At 62.7% G+C, this 19,958-nt stretch carries 17 protein-coding genes and 2 pseudogenes; 10 read left to right on the top strand and 9 right to left on the bottom strand.

The features are described from left to right. Nucleotides 1-52 precede the first annotated feature (52 nt). From BLR26_RS26045 to BLR26_RS26055, 3 genes are all read left to right on the top strand, one after another. The gene (locus tag BLR26_RS26045) at nt 53-2,773 is read left to right on the top strand and encodes a winged helix-turn-helix domain-containing protein (protein ID WP_093387958.1); all 2,721 of its coding nucleotides are present in this window, start codon (nt 53-55) and stop codon (nt 2,771-2,773) included. A 235-nt stretch (nt 2,774-3,008) separates the two neighbouring features. Then, nucleotides 3,009-4,616 (top strand): tetratricopeptide repeat-containing response regulator, encoded by a 1,608-nt coding sequence (locus BLR26_RS26050; protein WP_093387961.1) that lies wholly within the window; start codon nt 3,009-3,011, stop codon nt 4,614-4,616. Beyond that, nucleotides 4,613-5,305, top strand: coding sequence for a sensor histidine kinase (locus BLR26_RS26055; RefSeq protein WP_045196047.1), 693 nt, complete (start codon nt 4,613-4,615; stop codon nt 5,303-5,305). The genes BLR26_RS26050 and BLR26_RS26055 overlap by 4 nt, the downstream gene beginning before the upstream one ends. 68 nt (nt 5,306-5,373) lie before the next feature. Here the strand turns inward: BLR26_RS26055 and dctM are convergent, their stop codons facing one another. The 3 genes from dctM to dctP form a co-directional block, all read right to left on the bottom strand. Further along, a complete protein-coding gene (gene dctM, locus BLR26_RS26060; protein WP_093387964.1) occupies nt 5,374-6,654 on the bottom strand; it encodes a C4-dicarboxylate TRAP transporter large permease protein DctM in 1,281 nt (426 codons plus the stop codon). Further along, the gene (locus tag BLR26_RS26065) at nt 6,651-7,283 is read right to left on the bottom strand and encodes a TRAP transporter small permease (protein ID WP_093387966.1); all 633 of its coding nucleotides are present in this window, start codon (nt 7,281-7,283) and stop codon (nt 6,651-6,653) included. Before BLR26_RS26065 ends, dctM begins: the two co-directional genes overlap by 4 nt. 62 nt (nt 7,284-7,345) lie before the next feature. Further along, entirely contained in the window at nt 7,346-8,341 is a 996-nt protein-coding gene (gene dctP / locus BLR26_RS26070) for a C4-dicarboxylate TRAP substrate-binding protein DctP (RefSeq protein ID WP_093387969.1), read from the bottom strand. Between the two features lie 233 nt (nt 8,342-8,574). Between dctP and BLR26_RS26075 the strand changes: the two genes are divergently transcribed. Beyond that, nucleotides 8,575-9,219 (top strand): MBL fold metallo-hydrolase, encoded by a 645-nt coding sequence (locus BLR26_RS26075; RefSeq protein WP_093387972.1) that lies wholly within the window; start codon nt 8,575-8,577, stop codon nt 9,217-9,219. Nucleotides 9,220-9,314: 95 nt separating this feature from the next. Next, nucleotides 9,315-10,010 (top strand): YiaD family glycine zipper/OmpA-like lipoprotein, encoded by a 696-nt coding sequence (locus BLR26_RS26080; protein WP_045196051.1) that lies wholly within the window; start codon nt 9,315-9,317, stop codon nt 10,008-10,010. Nucleotides 10,011-10,066: 56 nt separating this feature from the next. Here BLR26_RS26080 and BLR26_RS26085 read toward each other — a convergent pair whose 3' ends face one another. From BLR26_RS26085 to BLR26_RS26100, 4 genes are all read right to left on the bottom strand, one after another. After that, a complete protein-coding gene (locus BLR26_RS26085) occupies nt 10,067-10,651 on the bottom strand; it encodes a hypothetical protein (RefSeq protein ID WP_093387974.1) in 585 nt (194 codons plus the stop codon). Between the two features lie 68 nt (nt 10,652-10,719). Next, a complete protein-coding gene (locus BLR26_RS26090) occupies nt 10,720-11,622 on the bottom strand; it encodes an acyltransferase (RefSeq protein WP_045196055.1) in 903 nt (300 codons plus the stop codon). A 2-nt stretch (nt 11,623-11,624) separates the two neighbouring features. Continuing rightward, nucleotides 11,625-13,721: a phosphate acetyltransferase gene (gene pta / locus BLR26_RS26095; RefSeq protein ID WP_045196057.1), complete on the bottom strand. Its 2,097-nt coding sequence runs from the start codon at nt 13,719-13,721 to the stop codon at nt 11,625-11,627. Nucleotides 13,722-13,752: 31 nt separating this feature from the next. Next, nucleotides 13,753-14,091 (bottom strand): DUF3565 domain-containing protein, encoded by a 339-nt coding sequence (locus BLR26_RS26100; RefSeq protein ID WP_082075423.1) that lies wholly within the window; start codon nt 14,089-14,091, stop codon nt 13,753-13,755. On the opposite strand from BLR26_RS26100, the gene BLR26_RS26105 reads away from it, so the two are divergent. The 3 genes from BLR26_RS26105 (at nt 14,060) to BLR26_RS26115 (ending at nt 16,404) form a co-directional block, all read left to right on the top strand. Beyond that, nucleotides 14,060-14,545 carry an FKBP-type peptidyl-prolyl cis-trans isomerase gene (locus BLR26_RS26105; RefSeq protein ID WP_045196060.1) on the top strand — a complete coding sequence of 162 codons (486 nt, stop codon included), beginning with the start codon at nt 14,060-14,062 and terminating at the stop codon, nt 14,543-14,545. The genes BLR26_RS26100 and BLR26_RS26105 overlap by 32 nt on opposite strands. A 155-nt stretch (nt 14,546-14,700) precedes the next feature. Beyond that, on the top strand, nt 14,701-15,183 hold the full coding sequence (locus tag BLR26_RS26110) for a glutathione peroxidase (protein ID WP_045196062.1): 483 nt from the start codon (nt 14,701-14,703) through the stop codon (nt 15,181-15,183). A gap of 117 nt (nt 15,184-15,300) precedes the next feature. Next, on the top strand, nt 15,301-16,404 hold the full coding sequence (locus BLR26_RS26115) for an NADH:flavin oxidoreductase (protein WP_093387977.1): 1,104 nt from the start codon (nt 15,301-15,303) through the stop codon (nt 16,402-16,404). On the opposite strand, the gene BLR26_RS26120 is transcribed toward BLR26_RS26115, so the two are convergent. After that, nucleotides 16,373-17,590, bottom strand: coding sequence for a glycosyltransferase family 4 protein (locus BLR26_RS26120; protein ID WP_045196066.1), 1,218 nt, complete (start codon nt 17,588-17,590; stop codon nt 16,373-16,375). The genes BLR26_RS26115 and BLR26_RS26120 overlap by 32 nt on opposite strands. Before the next feature lie 267 nt (nt 17,591-17,857). Between BLR26_RS26120 and BLR26_RS27845 the strand changes: the two are divergent. Continuing rightward, nucleotides 17,858-18,493 (top strand): annotated as a pseudogene (locus tag BLR26_RS27845) (PAS domain-containing protein); the annotation flags it as partial. A 231-nt stretch (nt 18,494-18,724) separates the two neighbouring features. Then, a pseudogene (locus BLR26_RS27850) lies at nt 18,725-19,084 on the top strand (methyl-accepting chemotaxis protein); the annotation flags it as partial. Nucleotides 19,085-19,123: 39 nt separating this feature from the next. Here the strand turns inward: BLR26_RS27850 and cysZ are convergent. Next, on the bottom strand, nt 19,124-19,852 hold the full coding sequence (cysZ, locus tag BLR26_RS26130; protein ID WP_045196071.1) for a sulfate transporter CysZ: 729 nt from the start codon (nt 19,850-19,852) through the stop codon (nt 19,124-19,126). Nucleotides 19,853-19,958 lie beyond the last annotated feature (106 nt).

The following is a 19,958-nucleotide window of genomic DNA, read 5'->3' on the forward strand; positions in this document are numbered from 1 at the left end:
GTCTGCGCTGATCCGTACTGCCGACGATTCCCTAACTAAAAACGAGCCGGCCATGACTGATCTGTCCCGTACGCAAGGGTTCGCCAGCCAGGCCATGAGCGTCCTGGAGGGCCGTTTCTTTCGCCCGCCGCTGCCCGAAGGCCATGTGCCGCGGGCGCGCTTATGTCAGCGTTTGCAGGCGGGGCTCGGCGGGCGCTTGCTGCTGGTCAATGCACCGGCGGGTTTCGGTAAAAGTTCGTTGGCGGTGGAGTTCTGCCAGGGCCTGCCCAACCACTGGAGCAGCCTCTGGCTGGGTTTGAGCCGGCGCGACAACGACCCCGGGCGCTTCCTCGAGCGCCTGCTCGAAGGCTTGCAGCAATACTGCCCGGCCCTCGGCGGCCAGGCCCTGGGCCTGCTGAAGATGCGCCAGCGGCACCAGCCGTTTGCCTTCGAAGAGTGGCTCGACGGCCTGCTCGATGAACTGGCCCGTCACCTGCAGCCACACAACCCCTTGCTACTGGTGCTCGACGACTACCACCTGGCCCAGGGGCCGGTGCTTGACCGCTGCCTGCAGTTTTTCCTCAATCACCTGCCGCCCGGCCTGGTGTTGCTGGTCACCAGCCGCCAGCGGCCGGACTGGCACCTGGCGCGCCTGCGTCTGTCGCGCCAGTTGCTTGAACTCAACGAGCAGGACTTGCGCCTGACCACCGATGAGTCCCTCGCCGTGCTGGGCCAGCAACCGACGGTGTTGCGCGGCCAGGCTCTGGACAACCTGATCCAGCGCAGCGATGGCTGGGTCGCCGGCTTGCGTTTCTGGCTGCTGGCGGCCAACGAGGCCGGTGCCGACAGCGCCTTGCCCCAGGCCCTGCACGGTGGCGAGGGGCTGATTCGCGACTACCTGCTCGAGGAAGTCATCGAGATGCTGCCCGCCGAAGTGCAAGGCTTTCTCTACGACACCGCCTGCCAGGAGCGCTTTTGCGCCGAGCTTTGCGATGCCCTGCGCGAAAGCCACGACAGCGCCGAGATTCTCCGTTACCTGCAGGCCCACCAGGTGTTCCTGGTGCCGCTGGACGAACATGGGCGGTGGTTTCGCTATCACCATTTGTTCTCCGATCTGCTGCGCACCCGTCAGGCCAGCCTGCCGCTGTCGAGCCTGCATTTGCGCGCCTGTCGCTGGTTCCATGGCCAGGGCCTGCTCGATGAAGCCGTTGAGCAGGCCTTGCGCGCCGGCCACCTGGACGTGGCCGCCAACCTGGTGCAGAACCTCTCCGAAGAGCAACTGCTGGCCGAGCAGAACGTCGGCATGCTGCTGCGCTGGAAGATGGACCTGCCCGACAGCCTGCTGATCAGCACACCGCGGCTGATCGTGCTGTACAGCTGGGCCCTGGGCCTGGCCGGGCAGCTGGATGCCGCTGAAGAGCTGGCCAGCCACCTGAGCCGCTTCTTGCCGGCGCCTTCGGCCACCGCACAGAAATCCATGCTCGCTCAGTGGCTGGCGCTCAGCGGGGTGATCGCCCGTGGTCGCGGCGACCGCCAGCGTACCCTCGAATATTGCTCCGAAGCGCTGCACAGCTTGCCGTTCAAGCGTTACGGGCAGCGCCTGGTGTGCCTCTCGACGTTGTCCAACCTGGCCATCGCCGATGCCGATTTCTGGCGTGCCCGTGGCTGGAATCGCGAAGCACTGGAGCTGGCCCAGCGGGTCGGCAACCCGTTGTTCGAAGCCCTGGCCCATTACGACCGGGCACGGGTGCTGCACGCCCGTGGCGAGGTGTTGCGCGCCCTCGATGAAGTGCGCCAGGGCCTGCAGCGCCTGCAGGGTTTGTCGGCGCAACGGTTGTACGCGGCGCGGGCACGCCTGACCCTGTATGAAGGCTACCTGCTGGCGGCCCGGCTGCAACCGGAGGCCGGCCGCAGTCGCCTGCGGGCCGGGTTGATCGAGGCGCGCGCCTGTCGCGATATCAGCGTACTGATCGGCCACTGCGTGATCGCTTCGCTCGATGGCCGTGAAGGGCGCTTTGCCGAAGCCTTTGCCGAGCTCGCTGAAGCCGAACGGCTGATGCACATCTGGGACGTGCCGCCGATTTTCTATCTGGCGATGATCACCCTGGTCAAATGCGAGCTGTGGCTGGCCCAGGGGCGCACCGACCTGGCCGAGTCCTGGCTGCTGCGCCTGGGCCAGACCTACGGGGGCGAGCAGGCGGCGGCCGCCCCGGAGTTCCACCCGTTGCTGCCGCTGCATATCGAATTGCAGCAGGCCTTGCTCGAACGCACCCAGGGCCGCCTGGAACAGGCCGGAAGGCGCTTGCAGGCACTGGTGGAGCGCGGCCAGGCCAGTGGCGGGCAGATGCTTTGCGTTACTGCGCTGTGCCAGTGGACGTTGCTGCTGCTGGCCAACAACAACGAAGCCCAGGCGCGCGGCCTGCTGGCGCTGGCGCTCGATTCCGCGCGCGGCGGCGTCCTGCAGCCGTTCCAGCGGCTGTTGCAGGATCACCCGCAATGGCTGCGCGAGCAGTTGCTGCTGCAACCCCAGGGGCCTGCGCAAAGCAGCTTGCTGGCGCTGTTGCCCGCGCTTGAATCGACTGAAGCGGGCGGTAGCGGCGAGGCCTTGAGCGCCCGGGAAATGGCTGTGCTCGAACTGATCGCCCAGGGCTGCTCGAACCAGGAAATCAGCGAGCGCCTGTTCATCTCCCTGCACACGGTGAAAACCCACGCCAGCCATATCAACAGCAAGCTCGGTGTCGAGCGACGCACCCAGGCGGTGGCCCGGGCCAAGGCATTAGGCATGCTGCACTAGTTTTGACTCGGCGGTGAACATCCTCGATGATGGCGCAATGCCATTATTTGTTCCGTTGCTGGTACTTGCGTCCAGCAAATATGCGCTCTGTACGCCTCAAGCTATCGCCCTGTGTGGCCGATACTCTGCGAGTGCGGCCCGATTAAGCGCCGCAGCGAATCTACCCGCGAAGCCGAGCCTGTCCGTGAAGGTGTCTCTGCGTCTATTTTTTTATTTGCCATGACAGGTTTCGTGGATGCAGGTCTACAGCCAAAAAAGCTTTCTGATCGTCGATGATTTCTCCGATTTTCGCAGTTCGGCCCGCTCGATGCTGCGCGAGCTTGGCGTGCGTGATGTCGATACCGCCGACAGCGGCGAACAGGCGCTGCGCATGTGTGCGCAAAAACGCTATGACTTCATTCTTCAGGATTTCCACCTGGGTGATGGCAAGAAGAATGGCCAGCAGGTGCTCGAAGACCTGATCCTCGACAAGCTGATCAGCCATGAGTGCGTGTTCCTCATGGTCACCGCCGAAAGCAGCCAGGCGATTGTCCTCAGTGCCCTGGAGCATGAGCCCGACGCTTACCTGACCAAGCCGTTCAACCGCATCGGCCTGGCCCAGCGCCTGGAAAAACTGGTGCAGCGCAAGACCCTGCTCAAGCCGATCCTCCAGGCCCTGGACCGCGGCCGCCCGGCCGAGGTGCTGGCGGCCTGCGCCGAGCTGTGCAAGAAGGACCCGCGCTTCGCCCCGCTGTGCCTGCGCTACCGCGCCGATGCTCTGCGCGACCTGAACCGCTTCGATGAGCTGGAAAAATTCCTCACCACCATCATCGCCAGCCGGGCCACGCCCTGGGCCTATGCCGCCCTTGGCGGCCTGCTGTACAAGCGCAACCAGCTGGCCCAGGCCCAGGGTGTGTACGAGCAGGCGCTCAAGGCCTTCCCGATGATGCCCGGCCTGTACGACGGCCTGGCCGAAGTGCTGGTGGCCCAGGGCGAAAGCAAGCGTGCCCAGGGTGTGCTGGAAGAGGCCGTGCGCCTCTCGCCCTTGGCTGTGCGCCGGCAGATGATGCTGGGCAAGCTGGCCCTGAGCAACGATGACTACGACACTTCGTCCAAGGCCTACCGGCATGCGGTCAACCAGGGCCAGAGCTCGCGCTACAAAGACCCGGAAAGCAACCTCGGGCTGGTCCAGGCATTGATGAACAAGAACGCCGGCAACGGCCTGGATGCGCGCACCCGGGTCGAGATCAACACGGTGCTCAGCGAAGTGGCCAAGGAGAACGTCGAAGACCAGGGCCTGCAGGTGCGTGCGCGGCTGATGAAAGCCGCCAGCCTGCAGCAGGCCGGCGACGCCGAAACCGCCGCCAAGCTGACCGAGCAGGCCATGGCCCGGCTGGAGAAGATGGACCAGTTTTTCTCGGTCGAGGCGGCGCTGGTGGTGGCTACGCAATTGCAGAAACTCGGCCAGGAATCTGCCGGTACCGCGATTCTCAAGGGCTGCGTGGAAACCTACGGTGACGACCCTAAAGTCATGCAGAGCGTGGCGCAACTGACCGATGACCCGAGCGTGCTCGGCGCGGTGACCGAAGCGGTCGACCTCAACCGCCAGGGCGTGCGCAGCTACCAGGCCGGCCAGCTCAGCGAAGCCCTGGCGCAGTTCCGCCGGGCACTGACGCTGCAGCCGAAGAACATCAGTATCGCCCTCAACACCGCCCAGGCGCTGTTGCGCATCGGTGGCGAGACACCGCCGCCGGCGATCATGGACGAATGCCGCGCGTGCCTGGGCAGCGTCACCGGCATCCCGAAAAGCGATAACCGTTACGATCGCTACCGCAAACTGCACATCCGGGCTTTCGGCGCATGAACCAGGACAACCAGGGGCTGGATTTCTCGACGGTGATCGCCTCCACCGTGCACGACATGAAAAACTCCCTCGCCGCCTTGACCCAGGCCCACAGCCAGTGGCTGGCGCGCCTGCCCGAGGCGCTGCGCAGCGGCAGCGAGCAAGGGGTGATGGAGCATGAGTTCAGCCACCTCAACGGCATGCTGGTGCAGTTGCTGGGGCTGTACAAACTGGGCGTCAACCAATTGCCCATGTGCCCCGACTACCACGAGCTCGACGACTTCATCGAAGCCCAGCTGGCGGCCCAGCAGAACCTGCTGCAGCATCGCGACATCCTCGCCAGCTGGCGCATCGAAACCGCCAGCCCGCTGGGCTTTTTCGACCGTGAACTGGTCGGTTCGGTGGTCGCCAACATCCTCAACAACGCCATTCGCTACGCTGGCCATACCTTGCTGATCAGCGTCAATGACGAGGGCGAGCAACTGGTACTGAGCATCAACGATGACGGCCCGGGCTTCCCGGCGCGCATGCTCGAGCGCCAGCAGGAATATGTGCAGGGTATCGATGGCCAGAGCGGCAGCACCGGCCTGGGTTTGTACTTTGCCGCACGGATTGCCGGCCTGCATGAGCGCAACGGGGTCAAAGGGCGGATCGAGATTGCCAACGGCGGGGTCCTGGGCGGCGGGCTGTTCAGGCTTTACCTGCCTTGATCAACAGTGCCTGGGCAAACCTGAGGCAATGAGCTGCGACCGCCATTTGGCGGTCACAGCCCTGATGCTCACATACCAAGCAGATCAGGAAGCACCAGCGAGATCCAGGGCACATAGGTGACCAGAATCAGGAAGCCGACCAATAACGTCAGCCAAGGCATTGCCGCGCGCACGGTTGCCGTCAGCGGCATTCCGGTTACCGCCGAGGTGACGAACAGGTTCAGGCCGACCGGCGGGGTGATCAAGCCGATCTCCAGATTGACCACCATGATGATGCCCAGGTGAATCGGGTCGATGCCCAGTTTCATAGCGATCGGGAACAGGATCGGGGCCAGGATCAGGATGATCGCCGATGGCTCCATGAAGGCACCGGCCACCAGCAGCACGATGTTCACCACCAGCAAGAACGTCACCGGCGTCAGCCCGGCTTCGATTACCCAGGTGGTGATTTGTTGCGGTAGCTGTTCGGTGGTCAGGACGTGGGCGAAGAGCATCGCGTTGGCAATGATGAACATCAGCATGATGCTCAGTTTTGCCGACTCCAGCAGCACCTTGGGCGCTTCCTTGAACGACATGTCACGGTACACGAACAAGGCGATGAAGGCCGAGTACACCGCAGCGACCGCCGCCGCCTCAGTCGGGGTGAACATACCGCTGTAGATGCCGCCGAGGATGATCACCATCAGCAACAGACCCCAGACGGCCTTGCGGGCGGCACTGAGCCATTCCCTGAAAGTGGCACGGGGCAGGGCTGGCAGGTTCTTTTTCACCGCCACGATGTAGATGGCGATCATCAGGATCAAGCCCAGCATCAAGCCTGGTACTACGCCGGCCATGAACAGTTTGCCTACCGAGGTTTCGGTGGCGGCGGCATACACCACCATCACGATCGACGGTGGGATGAGGATACCCAGGGTGCCGGCGTTGCAGATGATGCCGGCGCCGAAGGCTTGTGGATAACCGGACCGAACCATCCCGGCAATCGCAATCGAGCCGACCGCAGCCACGGTTGCCGGGCTAGAACCTGACAGTGCGGCGAACAGTACGCAGGCCAATACGGCGGCAATCGCCAGACCTCCGCGAATGTGTCCGACACAGGTATTGGCAAAGTCAATCAGGCGCCGAGCCACGCCACCGGTGGTCATGAACGCCCCGGCCAGGAGAAAGAACGGAATTGCCAGCAAGGTGTAGTGTTCCGAGGTCTCGAACAACTTGATCGCCAGCGAGCGAACCGAGTCCTGGCTGAACAGCATGATAGTCAGCGAGCCGGAGAGCCCCAGGGAAATGGCAATGGGGACGCCGATGAACATCAGGGCGAAGAGGGTGACGAAGAGAAAGAGGATGGTCATCGCTTGTCGTCCTCATGCTCGGCCAGTTTCAGCGCATCCGCCGCTTCGTCGGCCAACCCCAAACCGGTCTGGCGGTGCTGGAGTATTCGTACCAGGATTTCGGTGAAACGGATGAACACCAGGGCAAAGCCCACCGGTACGATCAGGCCAACTTGCCACTGCATGATGCCGAAGTGACCCAGGTCCTCGGCGCCAATACCGGCATTGAACAGGGTTTGAATCCACTCGAAACTGGCGATGCTCAGCAAGCCGGCATAACCGAGGCAGCACAGACAGGCAAGCATGCCGAGTAGCCGTTGAACCGGCTTGCTGGCCAGTTTTACCAAGGCGTCGACACCAATGTGCCCGGCCACGCGAACGCCATAGGACAGGCCGAAAAAAATCAGCCAGCCGAACAGCGCCTTGGTCAGGGCATTGCTCCAGGTCATCGACTGGGCGGCGTCCATCACATGGTCGCCTATGCCGTTGAACAGGTCGGCCGCACCGGGCCAGCGCTCGGCAAGGCTGTAGAACAGGGTGTAGAGGTTGTTGAGGATGACGTAGACGAAGGTCACCAAGGTCATGGCGGCCAGGAGGAAGACGATAAAGCCCTCCTCGAAATGCTCCCAGATACGCCGTAAGGCATTCATGCGTATTCTCCGATGTGTAGCGGACACAGCTGCCGCCGTGGCGGCGGCAACTGTCTGCGGGCTTACTGCACCTGGTTGGCCGCCTCGGCTGCCTGGATCAGCTCGGCACCGATTTCACCTTCGAATTTTTTCCACACCGGCTTCATCGCCGTTCGCCATTGCTCGCGTTGCTCAGGCGTGAGCGTAATGATCTCGGTGGTCTTGGCCGCAATGATGCGTTCCTTGTCTCCCTGGTTGAGCGCCTCGGCTTCTTTGTTCACGTGCTGGGTGACTTCGCTGATGATTTTCTCAAGCTCTGGCTTCAAATCGGCTGGCAGGCCGTTCCAGAACTTGGTGTTGGTGATCAGCATGTAGTCGAGCACGCCATGATTGGACTCGGTGATGTACTTTTGCACTTCGTGCATTTTCTGGCTGTAGATGTTCGAGTAGGGGTTTTCCGCACCATTGACCACACCGGTCTGCAAGCCCTGGTAGACCTCGGCAAAACTCATTTTGCGCGGGTTGGCACGCACCGCCTTGAACTGTTCTTCCAGCACTGCCGAAGCCTGCACGCGGAATTTCAGACCGCGGGCATCTGCGGGAACGTGCAAGGCCTTGTTGGCCGACAATTGCTTCATACCGTTGTGCCAATAAGCCAGGCCGGTGATGTTCTTGTCCTCCATGGACTTGAGCAGGCCCTGGCCGGCGGGGCTCATCTGAAAGCGGTCCACGGCGTGGATGTCGTTGAACAGGAAGGGCAGGTCAAACAGTTGAACCTTCTTGGTGTACTGCTCGAATTTGGCCAGCGACGGCGCAATGATCTGTACATCGCCCAGCAGCAGTGCCTCCATTTCCTTGCCATCACCGAACAGCGACGAGTTGGGGTAGACATCGACCTTGACCTTGCCTGGCAGGCGCTCTTCCACCAGCTTCTTGAACATGATTGCGCCCTGGCCCTTGGGCGTTGAGTCGGCAACAACATGGGAAAACTTGATGGTAATCGGGTCAGCGGCCTGGGCCCAGCCAGCGGCCGAAAGGGTCAGCGCACAAACCAGTACCTTGAGTGAGGGAGTGAACATCCTGATTCTTCCTTTTTTTGTTGTAATGCTGCACTTTGCGCTGACGCGCGCAGGCAGGTTGACCCCGGCAAGTCTAGGTGGCTATTCAGAGATTGCTTTGTGCAAGATCAATGTCTGGTGAACTGCAAGGCACCTGTGCGTCTGCCAGGTCGATGGCCGGGGCTGGCCAACAGGCAGAAATGAGGTTAAGAAGTGGCATCGCTTCAGTGCCCCCACTATTTTCCGGTAACCCCATGCACGTTGCTCAACCCCAGCTAATCCGCGAAACCTTCCCCGTCGGCCCGCTGCAGTGCAATTGCACGATCATCGGCGACCCGATCAGCAAAAAGGCCATCGTCGTCGACCCGGGCGGCAACCCTGAGCAGATCCTCGCCCGCCTTGATGCCCATGGCCTCAAGGTGGTGAGCATCATCCATACCCACGCGCACCTGGATCACTTCCTCGCCTCCGGGCAGTTGAAGGAGATGACCGGCGCCACCTTGCACCTGCACAAGGACGACCAGTTCCTCTGGGACAACCTGGAAATGCAGTGCCAGATGTTCGGCGTGCCCTACACCCCGGTTCCGCCGCCGGACCGCTGGCTGGCCGACGACGAAGAGCTGGCCTGCGGCTGTGGCGTGGCCTTGCACACGCCGGGGCACACACCGGGCTCGATGAGCTTCTGGTTCGCCGAGGCCAAGCTGTTGATTGCAGGCGATACGCTTTTTCGTCGTGGGATTGGTCGCACCGATTTGTGGGGTGGCGATCAGGCGACTATCGTTCGTTCCATCAAGCAGCGCCTGTACAGCCTGGATGAAGAGGCTACGGTGGTCACCGGCCATGGCCCGGACACCCGCCTGGGGGATGAGATGCGCCAGAACCCGTTTGTGCGCGCCTGAGATTCCAGGGAATTTTTCTGCTTTGCTGCAATCCAAGGCTGGCATAGATCCGAATCAGATCCGCTGCACTTTCGAATTACAGTAGGAGCTTGTCCATGTTCACCATGCGTCGTTTGATTATCGTCGCTACCGCTGCCGCGCTGATGTCCGGGTGCGCCAGCCCCAACCCGTATGACAGCCAGGGTCAGGCGCAGCAGGGTTCCACAGGGATGAGCAAAACCGCCAAGTATGGCGGCCTGGGTGCGCTGGCCGGTGCCATCGCGGGCGCCGCCATCGACCATAACAACCGCGGCAAGGGTGCGCTGATCGGCGCTGCCGCCGTCGGTGCTGCCGCAGCAGGTTATGGCTACTACGCCGACAAACAGGAAGCCGAATTGCGTGCAAGCATGGCCAACACCGGTGTCGAGGTGCAGCGCCAGGGCGACCAGATCAAACTGATCATGCCGGGTAACATCACCTTTGCCACCGACTCGGCCAACATCGCGCCGAGCTTCTACTCGCCGCTGAACAACCTGGCAAACTCCTTCAAGCAGTTCAACCAGAACACCATTGAAGTGGTCGGCTACACCGACAGCACCGGCAGCCGCCAGCACAACATGGACCTGTCCCAGCGTCGTGCACAATCGGTGGTTACCTACCTGACTTCCCAGGGCGTCGATGGCAGCCGCGTCAGCGCCCGCGGCCTGGGCCCGGACCAGCCGATCGCCAGCAACGCCGACGCCAACGGCCGCGCGCAGAACCGTCGGGTAGAGGTCAACCTCAAGCCGATTCCCGGGCAGCAGTATCAGTAAGTCGCAAGATGTGAAGAAGGGGAGCCTGGCTCCCCTTTTTTGTGCCTGCGAATTTCTCAGCTTGGGCTTTTGGTGGTGACTTTCAGCACATCGGTAAACACGATGACCACAGACTGGCCGACCTTGAGATTCTTCATGCGCTCCTGAAGTTCAGGGTCTTCGACTTTCACGACCCTTTGCGGGCCTTCAGGCGGCATCAGCGTGACTTCGTGGGTTTTCAGATCAATCTTGGTGATCTTCGAGGTGACCTTGATCTGCCGGAATGCCTCACCACCCGGGTTGGGGTTGTCCTTGGTGGCACGGATGACGCCAGCGTCCTTGCTGATGCCCGGGGCTTTGCTAAGGTCGGTTTCCAGCACGGTAGCAACCGAGCGGTTGACGGTGATGTTGACCAGGTCGCCGACCTTGAGGTTATGCAGGTCCTTGGCCTGTTCGCTCAGCTGGATCGGCACCTCGGAGTCCTTAGGGCCAGCCACCGTAACAATGCGCTTGTCCTGGTCGATGGCAAGGACTTTGGTATCCACCATATCTTGTGTAGCGACAGCGTCGATCAAGATGTCTTCTGCCTGCACCGTGAAACTGGCTGCAGACAGAAGCGAAATGACAGCAACAGCATGGGCGAAGCGGCGCAGCGGTTTCATAGGCTTACGTTCCTTGTGATTGCTAGTGAAATCATCGTAGGAAGTGAGCATAGATGCTGTCTGGCAAATTACCCGTCGGCGTTTTGTCGCAGCCGTTCCAGCAAGGCGTCCTTGTCGCTCCACAGCTGGTTGATCCATTGCTGGAAAGCCAGGCGGTAGGTTTCATCCTGGTCGTAGTTCCTGCCCAGGAACTCGGCCGGAATCGCCAGCTCCTCGAAGTGCACGACGATGTGCCTGACCCGCCCGCACAACAAGTCCCAGAACCCTGGCGCACCGTTCGGATAATGAATGGTGACATTGACGATCGACTGCAATTGCTCGCCCATGGCATCAAGCACAAAGGCAATGCCGCCGGCCTTGGGCTTGAGCAGGTGTTTGAACGGCGACTGCTGCTGGCGATGCTTGGCTGCGGTGAAGCGCGTGCCTTCGGCGAAGTTGAAGATCGCCGTCGGCTTGCCGCGGAATTTGGCGCAGGTGCGGCGAGTGGTTTCCAGGTCCTTGCCGGCCTTTTCCGGGTGCTTGGCCAGGTACGCCTTGGAATAGCGCTTCATGAACGGGAAGCCCAGCGCCCACCAGGCCAGGCCAATCACCGGCACCCAGATCAGCACCTGCTTGAGGAAGAACTTCAGCGGGCGGATACGCCGATTGAGCACGTATTGCAGCACCAGGATATCGACCCAGCTCTGGTGGTTACTGGTGACCAGGTAGCTGTGCTGGTAATCCAGCCCGGCCAGGCCCTCGACCTGCCAGCGGGCCTTGCCCAGCAGGTTGATCCAGGCATTGTTGTTGCTGATCCAGGCCTCGTGAATGTGGCGCATCAGTTCATCGGTGAGGCGCTGCGCCGCGGCGAACGGCAGCAACAGCTTGAACAGGCTGACGATGAACAGCGGGGTGCAGCAGACGATGGTGTTGAGCCCCAGCAGCAGCGAGGCGATAACCCCGCGCAGTGGCGCGGGTAGCAATCCGAGCATGTTCAACTATCCAGTGAGCGGTTGGCCTGAATGGCGGTCAGGGCGATGGTGTAGACGATGTCGTCGACCTGGGCGCCGCGCGGCAGGTCGTTGACCGGCTTGCGCAGGCCTTGCAGCATCGGCCCCAGGCTGACGCAATCGGCGCTGCGCTGGACGGCCTTGTGGGTGGTGTTGCCGGTGTTCAGGTCGGGGAACACGAATACCGTGGCGCGGCCAGCCACCTGGCTGTTGGGCGCCAGTTGCCGGGCGATCTCCAGGTTGGCGGCGGCATCGTATTGCAACGGGCCGTCGATCAGCAGGCCGCGCTGGGTTTCCTGGGCCAGCAGGGTGGCTTCGCGGACCTTCTCGACCTCTTCGCCAGTGGCCGAATCACCGCTGGAGTAGCTGATCATCGCCACCCGCGGGGCAATGCCGAAGGCTGCGGCGGAATCGGCGCTCTGCAGGGCGATTTCCGCCAGTTCATTGGCCGTCGGGTGCGGGTTCATCACGCAGTCGCCGTACACCAGCACCTGCTCGGGAAAAAGCATGAAGAACACCGATGACACCAGGCTGCAGCCGGGGGCGGTCTTGATCAGTTGCAGGGCCGGGCGGATGGTGTTGGCGGTGGAGTGCACCAGGCCCGAGACCAGGCCGTCGACCTCGTCCAGGGCGAGCATCATGGTGCCGATCACCACCGGGTCTTCCAGTTGTTGCTCGGCCATCGGTGCATTGAGGCTTTTGCTCTTGCGCAGGCTGACCATTGGCTCGACGTAGCGCTCGCGGATCAGGTCCGGGTCAAGAATCTCCAGGCCCTCGGGCAAGGTGATGCCCTGGGCGCGGGCCACGGCCTGGACGTCGTCGGGCTTGGCCAGTAACACGCAGCGGGCGATGCCGCGAGCCTGGCAGATGGCGGCGGCCTGCACGGTCATCGGTTCTGCGCCTTCGGGCAGGACGATGCGTTTGTTGGCCTGCTGGGCGCGCTGGATCAACTGGTAGCGAAACACCGCTGGTGACAGGCGCAGTTCGCGCGGGGTGCCGCAGCGCTGGTGCAGCCAGTCGGCGTCCAGGTAGCTGGCGACGAAATCGGTGATCAGCTCGGCGCGCTCACGGTCATCCACCGGGATTTCCTTGTTCAGGCCATTGAGCTGGTTGGCGGTGTCGTAGGAGCCGGTGCTCACCGAGAGGATCGGCAAGCCGGCCAGCAGCGCGCCCTGGCACAGTTCGAGGATGCGCGGGTCGGGCTTGCTGTCGCTGGTCAGCAGCAGGCCGGCCAGCGGTACGCCGTTGATCGCCGCCAGGCTCACGGCGAGGATGATGTCGTCGCGATCACCCGGGGTCACCACCAGGGTGCCGGGCTTGAGCAGCGGCACGGTGTTGGCCACGGTCCGGGCACAGATGATGATCTTGTTCATGCGCCGGGTTTCGTAGTCACCGGCGTTGAGCACCTGGGCACCGAGCAGCTCGGCGACGTCGCGGGTGCGCGGGTCGTTGAGGCCGGCCTGGAACGGGATGCAGCCGAGCAGGCGGAAGTCGCCGCCACGCAGCAGCGGCGAATGCTCGGTCAGGCGCGCGGCGAAGGCGTTCATGTCTTCGTCGGTGCGCACCTTGTTGAGGATCACCCCAAGCACTTTCGGGTCGCGCGGGCCGCCGAACAACTGGGCCTGCAGCTCGACGCGCCCGGACAGCTCGGTGAGCACTTCGTTTTCCGGCGCCGAGACCAGGATCACCTCGGCATCCAGGCTCTTGGCCAGGTGCAGGTTGACCCGCGCGGCGTAGCTGGCGTGGCGGGTCGGGACCATGCCTTCGACCACTACCACGTCCTTGCCGACGCAGGCCTGCTGGTACAGGGTGATGATCTCCTCGAGCAGTTCATCCAGCTGGCCATCGCCGAGCATGCGCTCGACATGGGCCAGGCTCAGCGGCTGGGGCGGCTTCAGGCCATGGGTGCGGGCAACCAGTTCGGTGGAGCGTTCCGGGCCGGTATCGCCCGGGTGCGGCTGGGCGATCGGCTTGAAGAAGCCGACCTTGAGGCCGGCGCGCTCCAGGGTGCGCACCAGGCCCAGGCTGATCGAAGTCAGGCCGACCCCAAAGTCGGTCGGCGCGATAAAAAATGTCTGCATGCGAGCTTCTCGAAATGAGCTGTGCAAAGAATCAATTGCCAAGGGTAGCGCTATCGGCCCCCTGAGCGCACCAGCCACAGGCAAATGCCTGGCCGATGCGTTGCTGGCGTTGCTCGGGGTCGAGCACCCAGCTGCGTGATTGCCAGGGCGGCTGATGGCGCAGGTGCTGGGTGTGTCCGCACGACAGCTCGACCACCCAGTGGCCGTCCTCGTCCTGATGGAAACCCAGCACCTGGCTGAAGTATCCGGCAACCCGTTTGTCCGGGTTGCGTTCGCTTTCAGGCGATGCCTTGGTTACACTTGTTCGTTCTACATTCTTATGCAAAAGGTCTCGCCCCATGCTGATCGCCGCCAACAAGGCTGTCTCCATCGACTATACCCTCACCAACGACGCTGGTGAGGTCATCGACAGCTCCGCCGGCGGCGCTCCGCTGGTCTACCTGCATGGCGCAGGCAACATCATCCCGGGCCTGGAAAAAGCCCTGGAAGGCAAAACCACCGGTGACGAGCTGGACGTTGCCGTCGAGCCGGAAGACGCCTACGGCGAATACCTGGCCGAGCTGGTCAGCACCCTGAACCGCAGCATGTTCGAAGGTGTCGACGAGCTGGAAGTGGGCATGCAGTTCCACGCTTCGGCGCCGGATGGCCAGATGCAGATCGTCACCATTCGCGACCTGGACGGCGACGACGTCACCGTTGATGGCAACCACCCACTGGCTGGCCAGCGCCTGAACTTCAAGGTCAAGGTCGTCGATGTTCGTGATGCCAGCGAAGAAGAAATCGCTCATCGCCACATCCATGGCGAAGGTGGCCATCACCACTGATTTTCTGCGCTAAGCTCAGAGAGTCGCGAAGGCGCCCGGGCAAGTCCGTCGCACTCCAGCAGGGGAAGACGGCTTGGCAGGGCGCCTTTTTAATGGGCTGGTTTTATTGATTGCAGCCCGCAGCGACAACCGGGATCTGGAAAGGGGAGTACGTCATGAGTGCATTTCACGACCTGAAGTTGCAGGCACTGGATGGCCAGGAGTTGCCTCTGGCGCCGTTCAAGGGCCAGGTGGTGCTGGTGGTCAATGTCGCCTCCAAGTGTGGCCTGACCCCGCAGTACGCGGCGCTGGAAAACCTCTATCAGCAGTACAAGGGCAAAGGTTTCAGCGTACTGGGCCTGCCGTGCAACCAGTTTGCCGGGCAGGAGCCGGGCACTGAAGAAGAAATCCAGAAGTTCTGCAGCCTGAACTACGGCGTGACCTTTCCGTTGGGCAGCAAGCTGGAGGTCAATGGTCATGACCGCCATCAGTTGTACCGTTTGCTGGCCGGTGAAGGTGCCGAGTTCCCTGGCGATATCACCTGGAACTTCGAGAAGTTTCTGGTTGGCAAGGACGGCCGGGTATTGGCGCGCTTCTCGCCGCGTACCGCGCCGGATGATCCGGCGGTGGTGCAGGCGATCGAGAAGGCCTTGGCCTGATCGGTTGATCGCGGGGCTAGCCCCGCGATGCTGTTTAATCACCCAGATCAATAGTACTGGGCCACCCGAACGGCTCACCCTATCCTCAGGCGCATTCCCTCTTCCCAGGAGCGCCGCATGTCCGCCACCGCACTGTTCACACCCTTCCAATTGGGCGCCCTCGAGCTGCCAAGCCGCGTGGTCATGGCACCGATGACCCGCACCTTCTGCCCTGGCGGCGTGCCCCACGCACAAGTGGTCGAGTACTACCGCCGCCGCGCCGCTGCCGGCGTTGGGCTGATCATCACCGAAGGCACCACCGTCGGTCACCAGGCTGCCAACGGCTACCCGAATGTGCCGCGTTTTTACGGCGACGACGCCCTGGCTGGCTGGAAGAATGTCGTCGATGCCGTGCACGCCGAAGGCGGGCGCATCGTGCCGCAGCTCTGGCACGTGGGCAGCGTGCGCCGCCTGGGCACCGAGCCGGACGCCAGCGTGCCGGGTTACGGCCCGAGCGAAAAGTTCAAGGATGGCCAGGTTGTGGTGCACGGCATGAGCAAGGCCGATATCCGCGAAGTGATCGAGGCGTTTGCCCAGGCCGCTCGCGATGCCCAGGCCATCGGCATGGATGGCGTCGAGATCCACGGTGCCCACGGCTACCTGATTGACCAGTTCTTCTGGGAGGCCAGCAACCAGCGCACGGATGAGTACGGCGGCGACCTGGCCGGCCGTTCGCGTTTTGCCATCGAACTGATCCAGGCGGTGCGTGCGGCGGTGGGCCCGGAATTCCCGATCATTTTCCGCTTTTCGCAGTGGAAGCAGCAGGACTACAGCGCCCGCCTGGTACAGAGCGCCGAGGCCCTCGGCGCCTTCCTGCAGCCATTGGTAGACGCCGGTGTGGATATCTTCCACTGCTCGACCCGGCGCTTCTGGGAGCCGGAGTTCGAAGGTTCGGACCTCAACCTGGCCGGCTGGACCCGCCAGCTCACCGGCAAGCCGACCATCACCGTCGGCAGCGTTGGCCTGGATGGCGAGTTCCTGCAGTTCATGGTGGCGACCGACAAGGTGGCGCAACCGGCCAGCCTAGAGAACCTGCTCAAGCGCCTGAACAACGATGAGTTCGACCTGGTGGCGGTGGGCCGGGCGCTGCTGGTCGACCCGGAGTGGGCCGCCAAGGTGCGCGATGGCCGCGAGCAAGACATCCTGCCGTTCAGCCGTGAGGCGTTGACGACCCTGGTTTGATCGCAAGTGTCGCCGGGCCTGGGCGCGCAATGCTGCCCTGGTCCTGGCGACAGGCTGCCTGCAGGTGCGCTTCGAACTGTTCGACAATCGCCGGCCAGCCTTGGCGGCTGGCGTGCTGGCGGGCATTGAGGCGCACCCGGCGCAGAGTTTCCGGCTCTTCCAGCAACCAGCAGGCGGCATCGATAAAGGCTGCTGCATCCCCCGGCATGGCCAGCGCACCGCTATGCCCGTGGCGAATGTGCTGGGCTGCCGCGGCTTGATCGTAGGCAACCACACCCAGGCCTGAGGCCAAGGCTTCTAGCACGACGTTGCCGAAGGTTTCGGTCAGGCTGGGAAACACAAAAATATCCCCTGATGCATAGTGTTCAGCCAGGCTTTCGCCGCGCTGGGCGCCGCAGAATATTGCGCCCGGCAGGCGTTGTTCGAGCACGCTGCGTTGCGGCCCGTCACCGACCACGATCAATTTGATGCGCCGTTGCGGATACTGCTGTTGCAGGGCGTCCAGGCAAGGTTGCAGCAAACCTAGGTTCTTCTCGGCGGCCAGGCGTCCGACATGCAACAGGGCAATATCATCGGCGCCCACCCCCCATTGCTCACGCAGCGCCTGGCTGCGCCGCGCCGGGTTGAACAACTGGCTATCGACTCCCCGGGCCATCAGGCTGAGGTTGTCGAAGCCGCGCCGTTCCAGCTCCAGGCGCTGGCTTGGGCTGGGCACCAGGGTGCTGTGGGTGCGCCGGTGGAACCAGCGTAGGTAGTGGGTCAGCAGGCGCGCCAGCAGGCCCAGGCCGTATTCGCTGGAGTACTGCTGGAAATTGGTGTGAAAACCGCTGACCACGGCGATCCCCAGGCGCCGCGCCGCGCGCAGAGCGCTCAGGCCCAGCGGGCCTTCGGTGGCGATGTACAGTACGTCCGGGCGCTGCCGGCGCCAGCGGCGCAGCAGCTTGTGCATCGACACCTGGCCCCATTGCAAACCCGGGTACCCCGGCAACGGCCAGCCGCGGCACAGCAGCAGGTTGTCGTCGCTGGCCGAGGGCAGTTCGGCCGCTTGCCGCGGGCGCACCAACTCGACCCGATGGCCGCGCGATCGCAAGCCATCGCTGAGGCGGCCAAGGGTGTTGGCCACGCCGTTGATCTCGGGTGGGAAGGTTTCGCTGATCAGGGTGACATGCAGGGGCGGTGTGCTCATGAAGCCAGTTTCGACCGTGCCGATTGCCGCTCTATGACCGCAAAATGACAGATCGATGACGCCTGATTACTGGCGATTACAGGTGCGCAAATATTTCCCAGCAAGTGACTCAAGATTGCAGGTCCGCCAGCCGATGCAGAAGCATTCGAATGACTGATTTCGCTCCGGGAGAGCGTCATGTTCAACAGCAAACTCAAGCAAGAAATCCTCCGGCTGCGCGAAGAACTGCAATCAGTGGAGCAAGTAAAGTGCAGCCTCGACAGTGAGATGCTGGTGCTGCAGCTCGATCCGCAGGGGCGCATCGAATCGGTCAACAGCAATTTCGAAAAAGAGATGCTCTACAGCAGCCATCAACTGATTGGCCGCAACATCGAGGAAATCGTCCCGGCGCACGTCAAGCAACTCGACTTTTACCAGCGCATGAAGCACGCCATTGCCCGTAGCGAGCATCTCAATGGTGCTTTCCGCCTGCTGCGGGGCAATGGCGAAGAGGCCTGGCTGCGCTCGATCCTGCAGCCGGTGAAAAACAGCGAAGGGCGCATCAAGTATTTCACCCTGCACTCCAGCGACCTGACCCGCACCATTGAAACCTCCCGCGAGCACGAGAGCCTGATCAAGGCGCTGATGCGCTCCACGGCGGTGATCGAGTTCAACCTCAACGGTGAGGTGCTGGCCGCCAACGAGCGCTTCCTGCAGACCATGGGCTACAAGCTCGACCAGGTGGTGGGCAAGCATCACCGTCTGTTCTGCGAGCCGGAAGAGTACAACTCGGTGGGCTATCACGCGTTCTGGGACAAGCTGCGCCGTGGTGAGTTCGTCGCCGAACGCTTCAAGCGCATTGATGCCCATGGCCGCGTGGTGTGGCTGGAGGCGTCTTACAACCCGATCATCGATGCCCACGACGTGCTCTACAAAGTGGTCAAGTTCGCCACCGTGATCACCGATCAGGTCAACCAGGAAACGGCCGTGGCCCAGGCCGCCGACATTGCCTACACCACCTCGCTGGAAACCGACGCCTGTGCGCGCAAGGCCACCGAAGTGGTGACCCAGACCGTTGACGTCATGCGCGGCCTGGAAACTTACATGCAGGAGGCTGCCGAAGGCATCGAGGCGCTGGACAAGCAGTCGCAGGTGATCGGCTCGATCATCAAGACCATCAGCGACATTGCCGGGCAGACCAACCTGCTGGCCCTCAACGCCGCCATCGAGGCCGCACGTGCCGGTGAGCAGGGCCGCGGCTTTGCCGTGGTCGCCGACGAGGTCCGGCAACTGGCCTCGCGCACCAGCACCGCCACCGAGGAAATCGCCCGGGTGGTGCAGCAGAACGAACAACTGGCCAAGGCAGCGGTGGACATCATCGACAGCAGCAAGCGCCAGGCCGAGCAGGGCCTGTCACTGGCCGGGCAGACCGGCACGGTGATCGTCGAGATTCAGGACGGTGCACAGAAGGTGGTCAACGCGGTAGGGCAGTTTTCCAACCAGCTGTCGAGCTGATGGTAGTGCCGCGTAGCCGGGCGGCTACGCGGCGCTGCTTCAGGTACGCTCGCGGACCCAGAACAGCGTGGCGCCAGCCACTGCTGCCGGCATCATCAGGATGTTGAGGAACGGCACCAGCAGCACCAGGTACACCGAGCCACCAAAACCCAGGCTCTGCCAGCGCTTTTCGCGCAGCCAGGCGAGCATGTCCTGCCAGCTCATCTTGTGGTTGTCGGCCGGGTAGTCGATGTACTGGATGGCCATCATCCAGATCCCGAACAGCAGCCACAGCGGCGCGGCGATGATGTTCACCACCGGGATCAGCGAGAGGATGAACAGGCCGATCGCCCGTGGCAGGAAGTAGCCCAGCTTGCGCGCTTCGCGGCCCAGGGTACGGGGCACCATGGCGGTGAGTTCGGCCCAACTGAAGGCCGGAAAGTCATCGGTGCCGCGCACCACCACTTCGACCTTTTCCGCCAGGAAACCATTGAACGGCGCGGCAATGATGTTGGCCAGCATGGTGAAGGTGAAGAACACCATCAGCCCCACCAACACCACGAACAGCGGCCACAGCACGTAGTTGAGAAAACTCAGCCAGCTCGGCAGGCTGGGCATCAGCGAGTCGACCCAGAGGCTGAACTGGTGGCCGGCCAGGTAGATCAGGCCGACGAACAGCAGCAGGTTGACTGCCAGCGGCAGCAACACGAACAGGCGCAGGCTCGGGCTCAGGACCAGTTTCAGCCCTTCACGCAGGTACTGTGGGCCAGAGAGGACAGGGGCTTGCATATAAGGGAAGGCTCCGGGTAAAGGCAAACGCGCTGACCTTACCGAGTTTGCGCGACGGGCGAAAGCGCGGCGCAGAGCGAGAAACGGGCTGTAACAAAACCTCGGC

The organism is Pseudomonas sp. UC 17F4 (assembly GCF_900101695.1).
GTDB lineage: Bacteria > Pseudomonadota > Gammaproteobacteria > Pseudomonadales > Pseudomonadaceae > Aquipseudomonas.